Raw genomic sequence first — 17881 nt, forward strand, 5'->3', positions numbered from 1 at the left:
CTGGTCGGCGGAAACTGCCGACCCCATTCCCCAGGAGTAACCCCCGTGAGCCAAGCAGGCCGTCCTGTAGTTCTGATCGCCGACAAGCTCGCCCAGTCGACCGTCGACGCGCTCGGTGACGGGGTCGAGGTTCGCTGGGTCGACGGTCCCGACCGGCCGGCTCTGCTGGCCGCGGTGCCCGAAGCCGACGCGCTGCTCGTGCGCTCGGCGACCACGGTCGACGCCGAGGTGCTGGAAGCCGGGAAGAACCTGAAGATCGTCGCCCGCGCCGGCGTCGGCCTGGACAACGTCGATGTGCCCGCCGCGACCGAGCGCGGCGTCATGGTCGTGAACGCACCGACCTCGAACATCCACACCGCCGCCGAGCACGCGGTCACGCTGCTGCTGGCGGCGGCGCGCCAGATCCCGGCCGCGGACGCCACCCTGCGCGAGCGCACCTGGCAGCGCAGCAAGTTCAACGGTGTGGAGATCTTCGGCAAGACCGTCGGTGTGGTCGGGTTGGGCCGCATCGGCCAGCTGTTCGCCGCGCGACTGGCCGCCTTCGAAACCAAGGTGGTCGCCTACGACCCGTACGTGTCGCCGGCGCGCGCCGCGCAGCTCGGCATCGAGCTGCTGAGCCTCGACGAACTGCTCGGGCGCGCCGACCTGATCTCCATCCACCTGCCGAAGACTCCGGAGACCAAAGGCCTCATCGGCAAGGAGGCCCTCGCCAAGACCAAGCCGGGCGTGGTCATCGTCAACGCCGCCCGCGGTGGCCTGGTCGACGAAGCCGCGCTGGCCGAGGCGATCAAGTCCGGTCACGTCCGTGCCGCCGGTTTGGACGTCTTCGAGACCGAGCCCTGCACCGACAGCCCGCTGTTCGATCTGCCGCAGGTCGTCGTGACCCCGCACCTGGGCGCGTCCACCGCCGAGGCCCAGGACCGGGCGGGCACCGACGTCGCGAAGTCGGTGCTGCTCGCGCTGGCCGGGGAGTTCGTGCCGGGTGCGGTGAACGTCACCGGCGGCGCCGTCAGCGAAGAGGTCGCACCTTGGCTGGACATCGTGCGCAAGCAGGGTGCCCTGCTCGGCGCGCTGTCCAATGAGCTGCCGGTCAGCGTCGAGGTGCTGGTGCGCGGTGAGCTGGCCGCGCAGGAGGTCGCCGTGCTGGAACTGTCCGCGCTGCGCGGCATCTTCTCCGCGCACGTCGAGGACCAGGTCACGTTCGTCAACGCGCCCGCGCTCGCCAAGGACCGCGGGATCAGCACGCAGGTCTCGACAGCGTCGGAGAGCTCGAGCCACCGCAGCGTGGTCGACCTGCGCGCCGTCTTCGGGGACGGCGCCACCCTGAACGTGGCCGGCACGCTGACCGAGCCGCAGTTGGTGGAGAAGATCGTCAACATCAACGGCCGCAACTACGACATGCGTGCCGAGGGCCTGAACCTGGCCATCCTGAACTACGAGGACAAGCCGGGCGCGCTGGGCAAGATCGGCACCAAGCTCGGCGAGGCCGGGATCGACATCCTGGCCGCACAGCTGACCCAGGACGCGAACAAGGAGGGCGCGACCGTGGTGCTGCGGGTCGCCCGCGAGGTGCCCGCCGACGTGCAGGCGGCGATCGCCGAGTCGGTCGGCGCGGGCAAGATCGTCCTGGTCGATCTGTTCTGATCGCCGATCGGGCGCACGCTCTGATACCCGCGAGGACCGGCGCCGCGCACGCAGCATTCGTGCGCGGCGCCGCCGGTTGGGCCGGGCGGGCAGGCATTGGTCTTTCGGTCCCGCGTCCGCGCCCAGTTCTCGACTATCCGGTCGCGCCGAGTACCGTGACGGTGCGCCGCACCCGGCCGGAACGTCGTGCTCACCCCGACGGTCGAACCCATGGACCGCGCATCGTGGCGGCCGCGACCGGCAAACATCGAACGGAGCATTTGTCATGAAGCTTGCTGTCATCCCGGGTGACGGGATCGGGCCCGAGGTCATCGCCGAGGCGCTCAAGGTACTCGACGTGGTCGTGCCCGGAGTCGAGAAGACCGAATACGACCTCGGCGCCCGGCGCTACCACGCGACCGGCGAGATCCTGCCGGACTCGGTGTTGCCCGAATTGAAGCAGCACGACGCGATCCTGCTCGGCGCGATCGGCGATCCCTCGGTGCCGAGCGGAGTGCTCGAACGTGGCCTGCTGCTGCGCACCCGCTTCGCGCTGGACCACCACGTGAATCTGCGGCCGTCCAGACTGTTCCCCGGCGTGACAGGTCCACTGGCGGGCAACCCCGACATCGACTTCGTGGTGGTGCGCGAAGGCACCGAGGGCCCCTACACGGGCACCGGCGGCGCGATCCGCGTCGACACCCCGCACGAGGTGGCGACCGAGGTGAGCACCAACACCCGGTTCGGCGTCGAGCGCGTGGTGCGTTACGCCTTCGCGAAAGCGCAGGCCCGGCGTAAGCAGCTCACGCTGGTGCACAAAACCAATGTGCTCACCTTCGCGGGCTCGCTCTGGCAGCGCACGGTGGACCAGGTCGCCGCCGAGTTCCCCGATGTCACAACGGCTTACCAGCACATCGACGCCGCGACCATCCACCTGGTCAATGATCCGAGCCGGTTCGACGTGATCGTCACCGACAACCTCTTCGGCGACATCATCACCGACCTGGCGGCCGCCGTGAGTGGCGGCATCGGCTTGGCGGCCAGCGGCAACATCGACGCGTCCGGGACCAACCCGAGCATGTTCGAGCCGGTGCACGGCAGCGCCCCGGATATCGCCGGTCAGTCCAAGGCCGACCCGACCGCCGCGATCCTCTCGGTCGCCCTGCTGCTCAACCACCTCGGCGACACCGAGGCCGCGGCCCGGATCGACTCCGCCGTCGCGAAAGATCTCGCGTCCCGCTCCGGCGCCGCGTCCACAGTGCAGATCGGCGAGCGCATCGCCGCCGCGCTCTGACATCGACGTGGGAAGGTCCCGCCCCGGCCCCCGGAGCGGGACCTTTGCATGTCCTGCCATTGTTCGGCGGCCGTGTCTCGGCCGGTGCGAGAAATCGACGGCTGGTGCGGGATCCGGATCCCACGCTCGCCGCACCGTCGCGGGTCGCTGTCGATGTGGAGCGCGACACCGGTCCCGTTAGTTCGGCCCGCTGGGAACGGCTCTGCGTCCCGGGCACACAGGAGTGTTCACCCGCTTCGTGCTGTTCCTCTGCGCGGCGCTGCGGCTGATGTGCGGTCGTCGACCTGGTTGGTCGGCGGGAGATATTACGGGACAAGCTATTCGGCGTCGGTCGGCACCAGCGGGACGGCGGCTGCCGCTGCTGCTGCGGCGAGGAGGAAGGCGGCGGGGAAGCCGCTCGCGGTGATGAGCGCGCCGAACAGGGGAGGGATGGCGGCCACGGCGAGATTCTGCCCGGTGTTCTGGATGCCGAGGCCACGGCCGCTCCAATAAGGGCCGGCGATCTCGGCGACCGCGGTGAAGGCCAATCCGTTGTCGGAGACAGTGATCACCGACGCGGCGATCAGCAGCGGGATGGCGGCCCACCACCAGTGGGTCCAGGCGGCGAGTGCCAAGACCGCCATCGAGAGCACGGCGGCGACGGCGACCGTGCGCAGCGGGCGCATCCGGCTACCGACGCGATCCGACCACGCCCCGGCGCCGATCCGGCCCAGCGCGCCGAGAATCTGGGTGAACGTCACCAGCGCGCCTGCGGCGGGCAGCGACCAGCCCACGTCACGGTGCAGCCACAGCAGCGCAAACGTCCATACGGTGCCCTGGGGGATGACGAGCAACACCGAGACCAGATGGATGCGCCAAAGGGTGGCGTCGTCGCGATAAGGGTTGGCGCGCAACGCCGGTTCGGCGGCGGAGCTCGCGGGGCGCGGCGGGTCGACGACGCCGGTCAGGCAGCCGAGGGCGGCCACACCGGCCATGAGCGCGGGGACCAGGATGGCCGCGGACACACCGTAGGCACCGGCCACCGCGGGGATCGCCAGCGCACCGACGCCGACGCCGAGCGGCTGCGCGGTCTGCCGGATTCCCATCGCCAGCCCCCGCCGATGCGGCGGGAACCAGCCGACGATCAGCCGACCGCTGGCGCCGTTGGTACTGGCCGCTCCGATGCCGCCGAGGAACAGCAACGCGCCCAAGGCGATGTCGTCGGTGGTCGCCGCCGCGGCGCACCCCGCCGCCAGCATCACCAGCGGTCCGCCGATCAGCACCTTGCGCTCGCCGATCCGGTCGACCACAAACCCCCACGCGATGAGCGTGCACACCAGCCCAACCGTCGGCATGGCCACCAGCAAGCCCGCGGTGGCCAGCGGCAGGCCGCGCTCGGTCAGCGCGGGCAGGAGAAACGGAACACCGTGGACGAAAACCGCGCTGGATGCCTGGGCGAGGACGCCGAGACCGAGCATGTACCAGCGCCGAACCTCGTCGATCTGCGTCGCGATCGCCATCGGCGTCTCCTCAATGTCTCAATATACGGGATATATTTCCCACTTTGTGAATCCCACGCTCACGGTACACCCGCGTGGCCGCGCGCCTCGACGGCTGCGGCTGTCGGGCTGCTCACAGCGCGGTCCCGTCGGCCGGCCGAAAATTCCGTACCCCTCGCCTCGGGCGCGTTCGGGCAGGTGGCGACGGGTCGATAGACTGCCGGGCATGCGTCTAGGTCGAGTTGCCAGTCCCGATGGAGTCGCCTTCGTCAGCATCGAAGGCGACGGAAGCGACACCGGCGAAAGCGGGGTGGGATCGCTGATCGCCAAGGAGATCGCGGAACACCCGTTCGGCACACCGACGTTCACCGGCCGGAGCTGGCCGCTGGCCGACGTGCGGTTGCTCGCCCCGATCCTGGCCAGCAAGGTGGTCTGTGTGGGCAAGAACTACGCCGCCCATGCCGCCGAGATGGGCAGTGCCGCCCCCGAAGACCCGGTCATCTTCCTCAAACCGAACACCGCGATCGTCGGCCCGAACGCCCCGATCATCCTGCCGCCCAGCGCCTCTCGGGTCGATTACGAAGGAGAGCTGGCCATCGTCATCGGCCGCCCATGCAAGGACGTGCCCGCCGCCCGCGCGCTGGACGTCGTGCTCGGCTATACCGTGGCCAATGATGTGACCGCCCGCGACCAGCAGCGCCACGACGGCCAGTGGACGCGGGGCAAGGGCTACGACACGTTCTGCCCGCTCGGCCCGTGGATCGAAACCTCCGTGGACCCTTCGGATCTGGAGATCGTTACCGAGCTCGACGGCGAGGTGCGTCAACGTAGCCGCACTTCGCTTCTGCTGCACGACATTCCGAAGCTCATCGAGTGGGTGACCACCGTGATGACGCTGCTGCCCGGTGACGTCATTCTCACCGGCACCCCGGAGGGCGTCGGCCCGATGACGGACGGGCAGCAGGTTTCGGTGACCATCGAGGGCATCGGAACCCTCACCAATCCCGTTGCCGCCAAACGCTGATCGAAAGAGAGCCATGACTGAAGTACGGGTCCGATTCTGCCCGTCACCGACCGGAACGCCGCACGTCGGCCTGATCCGGACGGCGTTGTTCAACTGGGCCTACGCCCGCCATCACGGCGGCACATTCGTCTTTCGCATCGAGGACACCGATGCCGCTCGCGATTCCGAAGAGTCCTACCGGGCGATTATCGACGCACTGCGCTGGCTCGGCCTCACGTGGGACGAGGGGCCGGAGGTCGGCGGCCCTTATGAACCGTATCGTCAGTCCGGGCGAAAAGACCTTCATCTGGACGTGGTTCGGCGTTTGCTGGCGGCCGGGGAGGCATATGAATCGTTCTCCACGCCAGAGGAAGTCGAGGCCCGTCATCGGGCTGCTGGACGCGATCCGAAACTCGGTTACGACAACTACGACCGCGATCTGACGCCCGAGCGAATCGCGGCGTACCGGGCCGAGGGGCGGCCGGCCGTGATCCGGCTGCGGATGCCCGACGAGGACCTTTCCTGGCACGATCTGGTGCGCGGCGAGACCACCTTCAAGGCGGGCTCCGTCCCGGACTTCGCGCTTACCCGCGGCACCGGTGACCCGCTGTACACCCTGGTCAACCCGGTCGATGACGCGCTGATGCGGATCACCCACGTTCTGCGCGGTGAGGACTTGCTCTCCTCGACCCCGCGGCAGCTGGCGCTGTATGCCGCGCTGCGCCGGATCGGGGTTACCGATTTCACGCCGGAGTTCGGTCATCTGCCCTTTGTCATGGGGCAGGGCAACAAGAAGTTGTCCAAGCGGGATCCCGAGTCGAATCTCTTCGCCCACCGCGACCGCGGATTCATTCCTGAGGGTTTGCTGAATTATCTCGCGCTACTCGGCTGGGGCCTCTCGGAGGACCGCGATGTGTTCTCGATGACGGAGATGGTCGAAGCCTTCGATATATCGAAAGTGAATTCGAATCCGGCCCGTTTCGATCAGAAGAAGGCGGACGCGCTCAACGCCGAGCACATCCGATTGCTGGAGCCGGGTGATTTCACTCACCGGCTTCGCGAGTATCTGACCGAACGCGGTCATATCGGCGCGGAAATCGACGAGAAAGTGTTCGCCGAGGCAGCCGCACTTGTGCAGACCAGGATCGTCGTGTTGGCCGACGCTTGGGAACTGTTGCGTTTCTTGTTCGCACCCGCGGACGAGTTCGCGATCGACCCCGCCGCGGGCGCCAAGAATCTCGGTCCCGATGCCGTCGAGATATTGCAAGCGGCTATTGCCGCGGTGACGCCACTGACGCAGTGGGCGACCGACGCGATCGAAGAGGCGCTGAAAAAGGCACTGATCGATGATTTGGAGCTCAAACCGCGCAAAGCCTTCGCGCCGGTGCGAGTCGCGGTGACCGGATCGCATATCAGCCCGCCGCTGTACGAGTCGCTGGAACTGCTCGGCCGGGACGTCACCCTGGACCGGTTGCGCTCCGCGCTGAGCTGGACCGCGCCGGGCCCGACGCCGTCCTGATCCGCGCAGCCGGGCGCGAAGTCCGTCGACGGCGGGCCCAGCGGCGGCGATGCGCGCCGCAAAGTGCGGAAAATATGGCTTTGACCAGGCGATTTGTAGTAAACCGGTAGCCGTTTGGTACTCTTCTTCTCGGCCCGGAACACGGTCTCGAGTCATCCAGACGCGAGGCGGAATGACCTGGTCATTGGGGTATGGTGTAATTGGCAACACAGCTGATTCTGGTTCAGCCATTCTAGGTTCGAGTCCTGGTACCCCAGCGGAGTGTGTTGTTCGACTTCGGTTCGCGGCCGAAATCATGACAGCAACCGGCGATTTGGTCGCCGGGCTTCGGCCGGTTAAGCTAGCCGAGCCTCCTGATCGAAAGATCACCATGGCGCTCCTCGCGAAAGCGAGAAGTGGTCCTGGCCCCGTCGTCTAGCGGCCTAGGACGCCGCCCTCTCAAGGCGGTAGCGCGGGTTCGAATCCCGTCGGGGCTACACGAGTGGAAGGTCCATGCTCACACAGAGCGTGGGCCTTTCTCGTTTCGCAATGTCTTGTGGGGGTGCAACCCCCACACCCCGCCCGAGGGCTTCGCCCCGGGATTCCCGCGCGGCCGGCTTCGCCCCCGGACCTCGCCTGCGAGGGCTTCGCCCCCGGACCCCCGCGCGGCCGGCTCCGCTCCGGGAGTCCTGACCGGGGTTCGCCTCCCGGAGTCCCGGCCTGGCGGTTCGTCTACTGGAATCCTGGCTGGCGGGGTTTGCCCTTGGGACTCTCGACTGAGGTTTCGTTTCCCGGAGTTCTAGCTGGCGGCTTGCCTCCTGGGTTCCCGGCTGGCCGGTTGGCTTGGGGCGTCCGAGTGGGGGTTCGCCTGGCGGAGTCCTGGCCGGGGGTTTGGCTTGGGACTTCCGACTGCGGTTGGTCTCCCGGACTCGTGACCGGACGGGTTCGCCGGAGAGTGACCGGTTGGAGGGGGCTTTGTACGCGGGTTGATGGCTCGGGGGCTGCGGTCAGGTCTCTTCAGGGCTTGTTGCTGGATTCCTGGTGGAGGTTTTGCTCACGGGTATCGGGGTAAGTCTTCGCTTCCCGTCGGCCGCGACTCCGTTTCGGTGCCGGGAACGGTCCGGCCTCGGTGGTCGTTCGCTGATCGGCTGTCCGAAGCCAAACGAAAGGCCCTCCAGCGATCTTGCTGAAGGGCCCGCCTCGTCGTTGCGTAACTATCCGCTCTTGCGCCGGAATTCCCGCTTGTGGGCTGCCGCGGTGTGCGCCGCTGACGCCTTGGACCGTCCGTCGAGGTGGTCGGCCGCGCGGGCGTTCTGTTGGTTCTTACGCTCCAGTGCCTCCCGGAACTTGCGCTTCACCTCGTCGGAGCCATTGGACTTACCCGAATCCGCCATCGCCTGCTCCTCGTCGTCGCGGCCGCGCAGCGCGTTCTTGCGGGCGGCGGTGCCCGGCCGATTCATGTCGAACACCTCGAAACTATCCTGCGCGCGGCGGTTGTGTCAGTTGGATTTCGGGCGCGTCGCACCGGGCGGGGGCGGTCTGTTCAGTCCAGCGCGTGCGCCGTGGAACCGCCGAGCGGCATCCGCGGGAGGCCGAGCTTGCGATGATCCCAGCTGCGCATGCGCTCGGGCACGACCCGCACGGCGACCCGTTTGTTCAGCATGGACTCCACCATCGGGCGTACCTCGGGACTGTAGGGGCCGGTGTAGCGCTCCCACACGCTCACGCCGACGGCGAAGAGTTTCTCGGCGTCCTCGATGATCTCGGCTCGGCCTTCGATTGATACACCCCGCAGCTGGTCGTAGGAATCGCCCGCCTCGACCAGGCAGGAGACCCGCGGATCGCGCCGCAGGTTCACCGCTTTCTGCGACTTTGCCTTCGTCTCGAACCAGATCTCGCCGTCGATGAGTGCGTACCACATGGCGGTCAGGTGCGGCGTGCCGCTGCGGCCGAGCGTCGCCAGCGTCGCGATCCGGCTGCGCTCGAGGAACTTGGTGATCTCGGTGTCGGACATCACGATCTGTGCCCGCTGATTGACTCCCATGGGCTAACTCTAAAGAGTTCGAAATGGAACGCGTTACAGGCGCTTGTGGAGCGCCTCGGCGGCCGCGACCAGATCCGCCGCCCAGCGCGCACCCGGCCTGCGGCCCATCCGGTCGATCGGGCCCGACACCGACACGGCGGCGACCACTGTGCCCCCGGCGTCGCGCACCGGTGCGGAAACGCTTGCCACACCGGCCGCGCGCTCGGCGGCACTTTGGGCCCAGCCGCGCCTGCGCACCTCGGCCAGCGCGCGTTCGCTGAATACGGCGTCGGCCAGGATGGCGCGTTGGAACTCCGGGTCGGACCACGCCAGCAGAACTTTGGCCGCCGAGCCGGCGGTGAGCGGCAATCGCGCTCCGATCGGAACGGTGTCGCGTAGCCCGACCGGGGGTTCCAGGGCCGCTACGCACACGCGCGCGTTGCCGTCGCGACAGTAGAGCTGCACGCTTTCGCCGGTGATCTCGCGCAGGCGGGGCAGGATGGCCGCGGCGGCCTCGAGAAGCGGGTCGTCGGCGCTGTTCGCGAGCTCGGCGAGAGCGGGCCCGGGGCGCCATGCCCCGTTGCTGTCGCGGGCCAACAGTCGATGCACCTCCAACCCGACGGCCAGGCGGTGTGCGGTGGCGCGGGGCAGGCCGGTGCGCGCGCACAGCTCGTTGAGGCCGGCGGGATGCTCCGCTACGGCGTACAACACGGCCACTGCTTTGTCGAGAACGCCGATGCCGCTATGCTGTCTCATAGAACGATATTAGCGTCTCGAATGCTGAGAAACCACTTCGGTGGAGTCCACCTCCGTGAGTTGTGGTCATCAGCGTTCCGGCCAGGCGCGGCTATCCGAAATTGCGCAACCGTCGCCGGATCGACGTCCAGATCGCGGAACGGCTGCTTCGTCCGAAAGGTGATCGACAATGGCCGAACCACGCACGCTGGCCGAGAAGGTATGGGACCAGCACGTCGTCGCTCGCGGCGAGGGTACGGGTGCCTCGCGCGAGCCGGACCTGATCTACATCGATCTGCACCTGGTCCACGAGGTGACCAGTCCGCAGGCATTCGACGGGCTGCGGACCGCGGGGCGGCGAGTGCGCCGGCCGGATCTCACGATCGCGACCGAGGACCACAACGTGCCGACGATCGATATCGATAAGCCGATCGCCGACCCTGTTTCGCGCACCCAAGTCGAGACGCTGCGGCGTAACTGTGCGGAATTCGGTGTCCGGCTGCATTCCATGGGCGACCTGGACCAGGGCATCGTGCACGTGGTCGGGCCGCAGCTCGGCCTGACCCAGCCGGGGATGACCGTGGTCTGCGGAGACAGTCACACCTCGACGCACGGCGCGTTCGGCGCGCTGGCGATGGGTATCGGCACCTCCGAGGTCGAGCATGTGCTTGCCACCCAGACCCTCTCGCTGCGGCCGTTCAAGACGATGGCGATCACCGTGGACGGCGCCATGCCTGCCGGGGTGACGAGCAAGGACCTGATCCTGGCCGTCATCGCGAAGATCGGCACCGGCGGCGGCCAGGGCTACGTCCTGGAGTACCGGGGCGAGGCCATCCGGGCCTTGTCCATGGAGGCCCGAATGACGATCTGCAACATGTCCATCGAGGCGGGCGCTCGGGCGGGCATGATCGCGCCGGATGAGACGACCTACGAATTCCTCGCGGGGCGGCCGCACGCGCCGCAGGGCGCCGACTGGGACGCGGCGGTGGCCGCCTGGGAGGCGCTGAAGACCGACGAGGGCGCGGTTTTCGACGCCGAGGTGCACATCGACGCCACCGCGCTGACCCCGTTCGTCACCTGGGGTACCAATCCGGGTCAGGGGGCCCCGCTGGGCGAGGCGGTGCCCGACCCGGCCGCCATCGCCGACGAGACGGCCCGTGAGTCCGCGGAGAAAGCGCTGCGGTACATGGACTTGGAGCCGGGTACTCCACTTCGGGACGTGCCGATCGACACCGTATTCGTTGGATCGTGCACCAACGGGCGCATTGAGGATTTGCGTGCGGTGGCCGGGATTTTGAAGGGACGACATGTCGCCGACGGCGTGCGAATGTTGGTTGTACCGGGGTCGATGCGGGTTCGCGCACAGGCGGAAAAAGAAGGACTGGGGGAGATTTTCAGCGCGGCGGGCGCCGAATGGCGGCAGGCGGGCTGCTCAATGTGTCTGGGAATGAATCCGGACCAACTCGCGCCCGGCGAGCGTTGCGCGTCCACCTCGAACCGTAACTTCGAAGGAAGGCAGGGCAAAGGCGGCCGTACCCACCTGGTTTCCCCCCTTGTCGCGGCCGCGACGGCGGTCCGTGGAACTCTGTCCTCGCCTGCGGATCTGAACTGACCGGCACCGATTCCCTCAATCAAACCCAGGAGATTCGTTATGGAAGCCTTCACCGTGCACAAGGGCATCGGGGTGCCGCTGCGGCACTCCAATGTCGATACCGATCAGATCATCCCCGCCGTCTACCTGAAGCGGGTCACTCGTACGGGATTCGAGGACGGGTTGTTCGCCAGATGGCGCACCGATCCGGACTTCATTCTGAACATCGAGCCATACAACAGGGGTAGTGTGCTGGTGGCGGGCCCGGATTTCGGTACTGGATCCTCGCGTGAGCACGCCGTTTGGGCGCTGTCGGACTACGGCTTTCGGGTGGTCATCTCGTCCCGGTTCGCCGACATCTTCCGCGGCAATGCGGGTAAGGGTGGACTGGTGGCCGCTCAGATGTCACAGAACGATGTCGAAATGCTCTGGAAGTTGCTCGAGGAACAGCCCGGGTTGGAATTGGTTGTGGATCTCCGGGCACGCACTGTGGCGGCTGGAACCGTCGTGTTGCCGTTCGATATTGATGACTACACCAGGTGGCGTCTGCTGGAGGGATTGGACGACATCGGGCTCACTCTTCGGCAGGAAGATGCCATCGACCGGTTCGAAAAGGCAAGGCCAACATGGAAACCCGTCACCTACCCGGCACATATTTCGCAGACGTAATCACCCTCGGCGGTTAGCTGTGCGGCCTGAGTAGCGGTAGCTGGACGTGTGCTAAACCACATGAATTTTGGCGTGGCACATAGACTCTTGCCCAAAGTGGGTTTACCGTGGTACCTAGTCGGTCCGACGACGGGCCATTAGTCTGCGGAGGATTCAATGAACAAGGCGGAACTGATCGACGTTCTGACCGAAAAGTTGGGTACGGACAGGCGCACGGCCACCGCGGCAGTCGAGCATGTGGTCGACACCATCGTGCGCGCGGTGCACAAGGGGCAGAGCGTCACAATCACCGGATTCGGTGTGTTCGAACAGCGTAAGCGTGCGGCGCGAGTCGCCAGGAACCCGCGCACCGGCGAAACCGTGAAGGTGAAACCCACATCGGTGCCCGCGTTTCGTCCCGGTGCTCAGTTCAAGGCGGTTATCGCGGGTAAGCAGAAACTGGCCGCGACCGGTCCTGCCGTCAAGCGCGGTGTGAATGCGCCGGTGGCCGCGAAGAAAGCGGCGGCGAAGAAGACGGCCGCGAAGAAGACCGCGGCCAAGAAGGCGACGCCCACCAAGGCGCCCGCCAAGACCACGGCTCGTAAGGCGGCCGCCAAGGCCCCGGCAAAGACCACCGCTCGCAAGACCGCGGCCAAGAAGGCGCCTGCGAAGAAGACCGCGGTCGCGAAGAAGGCTCCGGCCAAGAAGACGGCCACCAAGGCCACGGCGGCCAAGAAGACCACCGCCGCCAAGAAGACTGTCGCCAAAAAGGCACCTGCCAAGAAGACCGTGGCCAAGAAGGCCCCGGCTCGTCGCGCCCGCTGATCTCGAGCCACCGCCGGATCGGCGTCGAATGTGCGGCCCCGGAGAGCGGGCCCATTCGCCTCAACGTCGAGACGGCCCCGGGAGACACCCGGGGCCGTTTTCGGGTGTCGTGTGTCCCCCAGGGCGGTAGCTGTCGGTGTATGAGGGTGTGCTCACCGATCCGCAGCGGCGGGCCGTCGAGTCGTCAGGCATTCACCGCCTGGACCGACAGGGAACGATCCAGATGGTCGGCGGCCACCAAGCGCCGCCCGACGAACGACAGCACCCACACGCTGCCCTTGCGATTGCGCGCCGAGGGCAGCCCGATGCCGTCTTGTTCGGCCAGCCGACCCAGCAGGTCCGGGACCACCTTGCCCTGACTACAGATCACACGAACGGCCTTGTCCGACACCAGGTTTCGAAGCCGTTCGCGAGCAGGCGCCGGATCCGCGGCGAAGCCCTGTTCGGAAAACAGTGGTTCGATGGCGATTTCGGCGCCGAGCTGCTCGGCCAGCGGCTGCATCGTCTGCACGCAGCGCAGCGGATCGGCCGAATAGATCTCGGATGCCCCGAACGCCAAGAGATTCGGCACCAGCGCTTGCGCCTGCCGCTTTCCTTCGCGATCGAGCGGGCGCTGCTCGTCGGGTCCGTTGAACCGGCCCCTACGGCCGGCTGACGCGTGCCGCACCAGCAAGAGAGTGCTGGTGCGCGCGGGCAGGCGAGAGAAGACGCGCACCACTTGGCGGTCCATCGGATAGGACAACTGGTCCATCACGCGGTCCAAGGGGTACCAGCTGAGCATGTCCACCTCGGCGTTGGCCGAGAACTGGCCACCCACGACCTCGGCGGCCCAGTAGTCGACCCGCTTCAGCTTGCGATGGCCCGGAATCGGGTAGGTCACGTGGCCGAGGTAGCGGCCGAGCCTGCCCTGCAGCCCGGTCTCCTCGCGAACCTCGCGGGCCCCGGCCAGCACCGGGGTCTCGCCGGGGTCCAGCTTGCCTTTCGGCAGCGACCAGTCGCCGTACTTGGGGCGGTGCACGACCGCGATCTCCACTGTTCCCCGCGCGGACGCCCGCCACAGCACCGCCCCCGCGGCGCGGATATTGGCGGTGATACGGGGATCCCAGAACGGGCCCCCCTCCTGTTCGAATCCCGCTTCCTCGCTCACTGCTGTTCGGGCCTCCGCAGCCGCATCAAGAACTCCTGATGATCTCTGATCTTGTCACCATCCCCCGAGGCCCCCGGAGCGGCCTGCCAGGTGCCGTCGGGCTGCAGTACCCAGCAGCGCGTCGTCGGCGAGAGCGCCGAGTCGAACACGTCGCCGAGCTGCTCGGTCAGCCGCGGGTCCTTCACCTGGGCCATCACCTCGACCCGACGGTCGAGGTTGCGGTGCATCATGTCGGCGCTGCCGATCCAGTACTCGTCCTGGGCCTGGAAATGCAGCACGCGCGAGTGCTCCAGGAACCGCCCCAGGATCGAGCGGATCTCGATGTTCTCGCTCATGCCCGGCACACCGGGGCGAATCCCGCAGATGCTGCGCACCACGATCTGCACCGGAACACCCGCCTGCGAGGCTCGGTACAGCGCGTCGATGACCTCCTCGTCGACGATCGCGTTGGCCTTCAGCCGGATTCGGGCGTCGTGCCCGTGGGACGCCAGTTCGGTTTCGCGCTGGATGCGCTCGATGATGCCGGAGCGGACGCTGTGCGGGGCGACAAGCAGGTTGCGGTAGCGCTCTTTTCGCGAGTAACCGGTCAGCGAATTGAACAGGTCGGTCAGGTCGGCGCCGATTTCCGGTGCGGCGGTGAGTAATCCGACGTCCTCGTACAGGCGCGCGGTCTTCGGGTTGTAATTGCCGGTCCCGATGTGGCAGTAGCGGCGTATGGTCGCGCCCTCGCGGCGCACCACCAGACACGTCTTGCAGTGCGTCTTGAGGCCGACGAGGCCGTACACCACGTGCACGCCCGCCTGCTCGAGCGCACGTGCCCACTTGATGTTGGCCTGCTCGTCGAAGCGCGCCTTGATCTCCACCAGGGCGACCACCTGCTTGCCCGCCTCGGCGGCGTCGATGAGCGCGTTGACGATCGGGGAGTCACCGGAGGTGCGGTAGAGCGTCTGCTTGATCGCGAGCACCTGCGGGTCGGCGGCGGCCTGTTCGATGAACCGCTGCACGCTGGTGGAGAACGAGTCGTACGGGTGGTGCACGAGCACATCGCCCTCGCGCAGCGCCGCGAAGACATTGCGCGGGGTCTCGCGCTCGCCGAACGCGGCGGGCGTGGCGGGGACGTACGGGGTGTCCTTCAGGTTCGGCCGGTCCACACCGTATACCTGCCACAGGCAGGACAGGTCGAGCAGGCCGGGCACCTGGACGACGTCGTCGGGGTGGACGTCCAGCTCGCGCAGCAGCAGATCGAGCATGTGCTCGGTCATGTCGTCGGAGACCTCCAAGCGCACCGGCGAACCGAACCGGCGCCGGGCCAGTTCGCGTTCCAGCGCCTGCAGCAGGTCCTCGTCGCGGTCCTCGTCGACCTCGAAATCGGCGTTGCGAGTGATCCGGAACGAGTGCTGCTCGACGACGTCCATGCCGGGGAACAACAGGTCCAGATGGGCGGCGATGAGCGCCTCCATCGGCAGAAAAGCGGCGATGGGGGAGCTGGATTCGGTGCGGCGCACGCGGACGAACCGGTCGACGTTGTCCGGCACCTTGACGCGGGCGAAATGCTCCCCGCCGGTGGCGGAATCCTTCACCGTCACGGCCAGATTGAGACTCAGCCCGCTGATGTACGGGAAGGGGTGCGCCGGGTCGACCGCGAGCGGGGTGAGGACCGGGAAGACCTGATCCTGGAAGTAGCTGGAAAGACGCCGGCGTTCGTCGTCGTCCAGATCGGCCCAGTCGATGATCGCGATGCCCTCGCCGGTCAGCGCGGGCAGCACGCTGTCGAGGAACACGCGAGCATGCCGCACCGCGATCTCCTGGGTGCGCGCGGCGATCAGCTCCAGTTGCTCGCCGGGGGAGCGGCCGTCGGCCGAACGCACGAGCAGGCCGGTCTCGGCGCGCCGCTTCAGGCCCGCCACCCGCACCATATAGAATTCATCAAGGTTGGAGGCGAAGATCGCGAGGAACTTCGCGCGTTCCAGCAGCGGGAGCGAGGCGTCCTCGGCGAGGGCGAGCACGCGGGCGTTGAAGTCGAGCCAACTCAATTCGCGATTCAGGTAGCGATCACGTGGCAACCGCGGTGCCGCAATGTCGGCGGACGGGGGTGTCGCCGCCGGAGGTGGCATGGGTAGCAACGGCTGCTGCTTGATGGTTTCCGTATCGCTCACAGCAACGATCATCCCTTACCCAAGCGCCCGTTCGCGACCCCCGACCTGGGATTGACGTGTTGGTCACGCTAGCGCGGCGACCGCCTAGCACACATGCGGAAGGTGCTCGTGAACACCGCTGGGCCAGCCGATGTCCTGCAGAACCGTGCGGGTCGTGGCACCTGCCCCGAGCGCGACGGCGCGGTCCAGATCGTCGGCAGTGTCCACGTCCAAGCGCAGCCCTGGCCACTCCCCGGCGAGAGCTATTGCGCCTGCGGCGATATGGCTGCGGGCGGAGCCCGAGCCGAAGCGCGGGTCGAGCGCGGCGACCGGGTCGCGGACGACGAGCGCGACCGTCCCGCTGCCCGCGTGATCGACCACGATCGACCGGGTGCCCGGCGCAGCACTGGCCAGCATCTCCGACAGCTCGTGCGGACGCAGCGCCGGCAGATCGGCCTGTAAGGCGACTAGATCGATGGGGCCGCGCGCGGCGCGCAGCGCGGTGGCGGTGGCGGCCAAAGCGGTGTTGAGCCCGTCGGCGTTCTGTTCGGGCGGCTCCGGGTGCACGTCGGCGCCCAGCGCGCGGGCCAGATCGGCGACGGTGGGATCGGGCGTGACGACGGTGACCGAACCGACATCACCGACTGCGGTGGTGGCGGTCACGGTGTCGGCGAGCATGGCCAGCACCAGCCGCGCCCGGTGTTCCGGGCGCAGCCGGTGGGCAAGTCGGCTCTTGGCCTGATCGAGGCTCTTGACCGCGATCACGACGTGCACGGCGTGCGGGCGCATGCGGGCAATCCTTCCATGGCATATTGGGCTGATGACGAGGGCGGCAGTGCTGGGTGCGGGATCGTGGGGCACCGCGTTCGCGAAGGTCTTGGCGGACGCGGGAACCGAGGTCACGATCTGGGCCAGGCGGCCCGAGGTGGCCGCCGCGCTGGCCTCCGAACATCGCAATCCCGATTACCTGTCCGATATTCCGCTGCCGCCGATCGCGGCCACCCATGATCCCGGCGTGGCGCTGGACGGGGCGGACATCGTGGTGCTGGCCGTGCCGTCGCAATCGTTGCGCACGAACCTCGCGCAGTGGAAGGGTTTGCTCGGACCGGATGCCACCCTGCTGAGCTTGGCGAAGGGGATCGAGACCGGCACGCTGCTGCGGATGAGTCAAGTGATCGGCGAGGTCACCGGTGCCGACCAGGACCGGATCGCGGTGCTGTCCGGGCCGAACCTGGCGCGCGAGATCGCGGTGGAACAGCCCGCGGCCACCGTGATCGCCTGCACGGACAACGATCGCGCGGTCGCGGTGCAGCACGCCAGCGCGACCGGATATTTCCGGCCTTACACCAATACCGATGTGGTCGGCTGTGAAATCGGCGGCGCGTGCAAGAACGTCATCGCGCTCGCCTGCGGCATCGCCTCGGGGATGGGTTTGGGTGACAACTCGATCGCGAGTCTGATCACCCGCGGACTGGCCGAGATCATCCGGCTCGGGGTGGCCCTCGGCGCGGAACCCACCACGCTGGCCGGCTTGGCCGGGGTCGGCGACCTGGTCGCCACCTGCACCTCGCCGCTGTCGCGCAACCGGTCCTTCGGTTACGTGCTCGGCGCGGGCGGCTCCATGGATGCCGCGCAGGCGGCCACCCATGGCCAGGTCGCGGAGGGCGTGAAGTCCTGCACGTCCATTCGCGCGTTGGCCGAGCAGTACCGGGTCGAGATGCCGTTGACGAGCGCGGTGCATCAGGTCTGCCACGAAGGGCTCTCGGTGCGCGAAGCAGTCGGCAACCTGCTCGGACGGCAGATCAAACCGGAGTGATCCGGCTGCGTCCGGCTCGGGGGTATGCGCCGTGGCCGGACGGTCGAGAAGGGGACGCCGGCCGA

Annotated in this window: 15 protein-coding genes and 2 tRNA genes; 10 read left to right on the top strand and 7 right to left on the bottom strand. The window is 67.6% G+C overall.

All coding sequences use genetic code 11. The features are described from left to right. The first annotated feature begins 45 nt into the window (after positions 1-45). Together serA and ACT86A_RS02325 are read left to right on the top strand one after the other, a co-directional pair. Positions 46-1644 carry a phosphoglycerate dehydrogenase gene (gene serA, locus ACT86A_RS02320; RefSeq protein WP_445090272.1) on the top strand — a complete coding sequence of 533 codons (1599 nt, stop codon included), beginning with the start codon at positions 46-48 and terminating at the stop codon, positions 1642-1644. Positions 1645-1909: 265 nt separating this feature from the next. Continuing rightward, positions 1910-2917: a 3-isopropylmalate dehydrogenase gene (locus ACT86A_RS02325; RefSeq protein ID WP_445090273.1), complete on the top strand. Its 1008-nt coding sequence runs from the start codon at positions 1910-1912 to the stop codon at positions 2915-2917. A gap of 317 nt (positions 2918-3234) precedes the next feature. On the opposite strand, the gene ACT86A_RS02330 is transcribed toward ACT86A_RS02325, so the two are convergent. After that, the gene (locus tag ACT86A_RS02330) at positions 3235-4416 is read right to left on the bottom strand and encodes an MFS transporter (protein ID WP_445090274.1); all 1182 of its coding nucleotides are present in this window, start codon (positions 4414-4416) and stop codon (positions 3235-3237) included. Positions 4417-4621: 205 nt separating this feature from the next. Here ACT86A_RS02330 and ACT86A_RS02335 point away from each other — a divergent pair, with 205 nt between their 5' ends. The 4 genes from ACT86A_RS02335 (at position 4622) to ACT86A_RS02350 (ending at position 7393) form a co-directional block, all read left to right on the top strand. Beyond that, entirely contained in the window at positions 4622-5419 is a 798-nt protein-coding gene (locus ACT86A_RS02335) for a fumarylacetoacetate hydrolase family protein (RefSeq protein WP_445090275.1), read from the top strand. Between the two features lie 13 nt (positions 5420-5432). After that, on the top strand, positions 5433-6917 hold the full coding sequence (gltX, locus tag ACT86A_RS02340; protein WP_445090276.1) for a glutamate--tRNA ligase: 1485 nt from the start codon (positions 5433-5435) through the stop codon (positions 6915-6917). A gap of 185 nt (positions 6918-7102) precedes the next feature. Continuing rightward, positions 7103-7174 (top strand) — tRNA-Gln (locus ACT86A_RS02345). A gap of 146 nt (positions 7175-7320) precedes the next feature. Then, positions 7321-7393 (top strand) — tRNA-Glu (locus ACT86A_RS02350). Between the two features lie 717 nt (positions 7394-8110). Here ACT86A_RS02350 and ACT86A_RS02355 read toward each other — a convergent pair. The 3 genes from ACT86A_RS02355 to ACT86A_RS02365 form a co-directional block, all read right to left on the bottom strand. Next, a complete protein-coding gene (locus ACT86A_RS02355) occupies positions 8111-8290 on the bottom strand; it encodes a DUF5302 domain-containing protein (RefSeq protein WP_445090326.1) in 180 nt (59 codons plus the stop codon). A 149-nt stretch (positions 8291-8439) separates the two neighbouring features. Continuing rightward, entirely contained in the window at positions 8440-8940 is a 501-nt protein-coding gene (locus ACT86A_RS02360) for a pyridoxamine 5'-phosphate oxidase family protein (protein ID WP_445090277.1), read from the bottom strand. 33 nt (positions 8941-8973) lie between these two features. Further along, a complete protein-coding gene (locus ACT86A_RS02365; protein ID WP_445090278.1) occupies positions 8974-9675 on the bottom strand; it encodes an IclR family transcriptional regulator in 702 nt (233 codons plus the stop codon). Positions 9676-9844: 169 nt separating this feature from the next. Here ACT86A_RS02365 and leuC point away from each other — a divergent pair, with 169 nt between their 5' ends. From leuC to ACT86A_RS02380, 3 genes are all read left to right on the top strand, one after another. Beyond that, positions 9845-11266, top strand: a complete 1422-nt coding sequence (leuC, locus tag ACT86A_RS02370; protein ID WP_445090279.1) for a 3-isopropylmalate dehydratase large subunit — start codon at positions 9845-9847, stop codon at positions 11264-11266. 39 nt (positions 11267-11305) lie between these two features. Further along, positions 11306-11914, top strand: a complete 609-nt coding sequence (leuD, locus tag ACT86A_RS02375; protein ID WP_445090280.1) for a 3-isopropylmalate dehydratase small subunit — start codon at positions 11306-11308, stop codon at positions 11912-11914. Between the two features lie 156 nt (positions 11915-12070). Next, positions 12071-12718 carry an HU family DNA-binding protein gene (locus tag ACT86A_RS02380; RefSeq protein ID WP_445090281.1) on the top strand — a complete coding sequence of 216 codons (648 nt, stop codon included), beginning with the start codon at positions 12071-12073 and terminating at the stop codon, positions 12716-12718. Between the two features lie 184 nt (positions 12719-12902). Here ACT86A_RS02380 and ACT86A_RS02385 read toward each other — a convergent pair whose 3' ends face one another. The 3 genes from ACT86A_RS02385 to cofC form a co-directional block, all read right to left on the bottom strand. Beyond that, entirely contained in the window at positions 12903-13865 is a 963-nt protein-coding gene (locus ACT86A_RS02385; RefSeq protein WP_445090282.1) for an NUDIX hydrolase, read from the bottom strand. Beyond that, positions 13862-16033 carry an RNA degradosome polyphosphate kinase gene (locus ACT86A_RS02390; protein ID WP_445090283.1) on the bottom strand — a complete coding sequence of 724 codons (2172 nt, stop codon included), beginning with the start codon at positions 16031-16033 and terminating at the stop codon, positions 13862-13864. Before ACT86A_RS02390 ends, ACT86A_RS02385 begins: the two co-directional genes overlap by 4 nt. Before the next feature lie 72 nt (positions 16034-16105). Then, the gene (gene cofC / locus ACT86A_RS02395; RefSeq protein WP_445090284.1) at positions 16106-16789 is read right to left on the bottom strand and encodes a 2-phospho-L-lactate guanylyltransferase; all 684 of its coding nucleotides are present in this window, start codon (positions 16787-16789) and stop codon (positions 16106-16108) included. A 31-nt stretch (positions 16790-16820) separates the two neighbouring features. Between cofC and ACT86A_RS02400 the strand changes: the two genes are divergently transcribed. After that, complete coding sequence (locus ACT86A_RS02400; RefSeq protein WP_445090285.1) at positions 16821-17816, top strand: NAD(P)H-dependent glycerol-3-phosphate dehydrogenase; 996 nt, start codon at positions 16821-16823, stop codon at positions 17814-17816. Positions 17817-17881 lie beyond the last annotated feature (65 nt).

The sequence above is a fragment of the Nocardia glycosmidis genome (assembly GCF_052545115.1).

What these genes read in the sequence shown, in the direction of transcription:
- cofC (WP_445090284.1), bottom strand. Translation starts at nt 16,789, where the DNA reads ATGCGCCCGCACGCCGTGCACGTCGTGATCGCGGTCAAGAGCCTCGAT.
- gltX (WP_445090276.1), top strand. Translation starts at nt 5,433, where the DNA reads ATGACTGAAGTACGGGTCCGATTCTGCCCGTCACCGACCGGAACGCCG.
- leuC (WP_445090279.1), top strand. Translation starts at nt 9,845, where the DNA reads ATGGCCGAACCACGCACGCTGGCCGAGAAGGTATGGGACCAGCACGTC.
- ACT86A_RS02360 (WP_445090277.1), bottom strand. Translation starts at nt 8,940, where the DNA reads ATGGGAGTCAATCAGCGGGCACAGATCGTGATGTCCGACACCGAGATC.
- ACT86A_RS02365 (WP_445090278.1), bottom strand. Translation starts at nt 9,675, where the DNA reads ATGAGACAGCATAGCGGCATCGGCGTTCTCGACAAAGCAGTGGCCGTG.
- ACT86A_RS02325 (WP_445090273.1), top strand. Translation starts at nt 1,910, where the DNA reads ATGAAGCTTGCTGTCATCCCGGGTGACGGGATCGGGCCCGAGGTCATC.
- leuD (WP_445090280.1), top strand. Translation starts at nt 11,306, where the DNA reads ATGGAAGCCTTCACCGTGCACAAGGGCATCGGGGTGCCGCTGCGGCAC.
- ACT86A_RS02330 (WP_445090274.1), bottom strand. Translation starts at nt 4,416, where the DNA reads ATGGCGATCGCGACGCAGATCGACGAGGTTCGGCGCTGGTACATGCTC.
- ACT86A_RS02355 (WP_445090326.1), bottom strand. Translation starts at nt 8,290, where the DNA reads ATGGCGGATTCGGGTAAGTCCAATGGCTCCGACGAGGTGAAGCGCAAG.
- ACT86A_RS02390 (WP_445090283.1), bottom strand. Translation starts at nt 16,033, where the DNA reads ATGATCGTTGCTGTGAGCGATACGGAAACCATCAAGCAGCAGCCGTTG.
- ACT86A_RS02335 (WP_445090275.1), top strand. Translation starts at nt 4,622, where the DNA reads ATGCGTCTAGGTCGAGTTGCCAGTCCCGATGGAGTCGCCTTCGTCAGC.
- ACT86A_RS02400 (WP_445090285.1), top strand. Translation starts at nt 16,821, where the DNA reads ATGACGAGGGCGGCAGTGCTGGGTGCGGGATCGTGGGGCACCGCGTTC.
- ACT86A_RS02380 (WP_445090281.1), top strand. Translation starts at nt 12,071, where the DNA reads ATGAACAAGGCGGAACTGATCGACGTTCTGACCGAAAAGTTGGGTACG.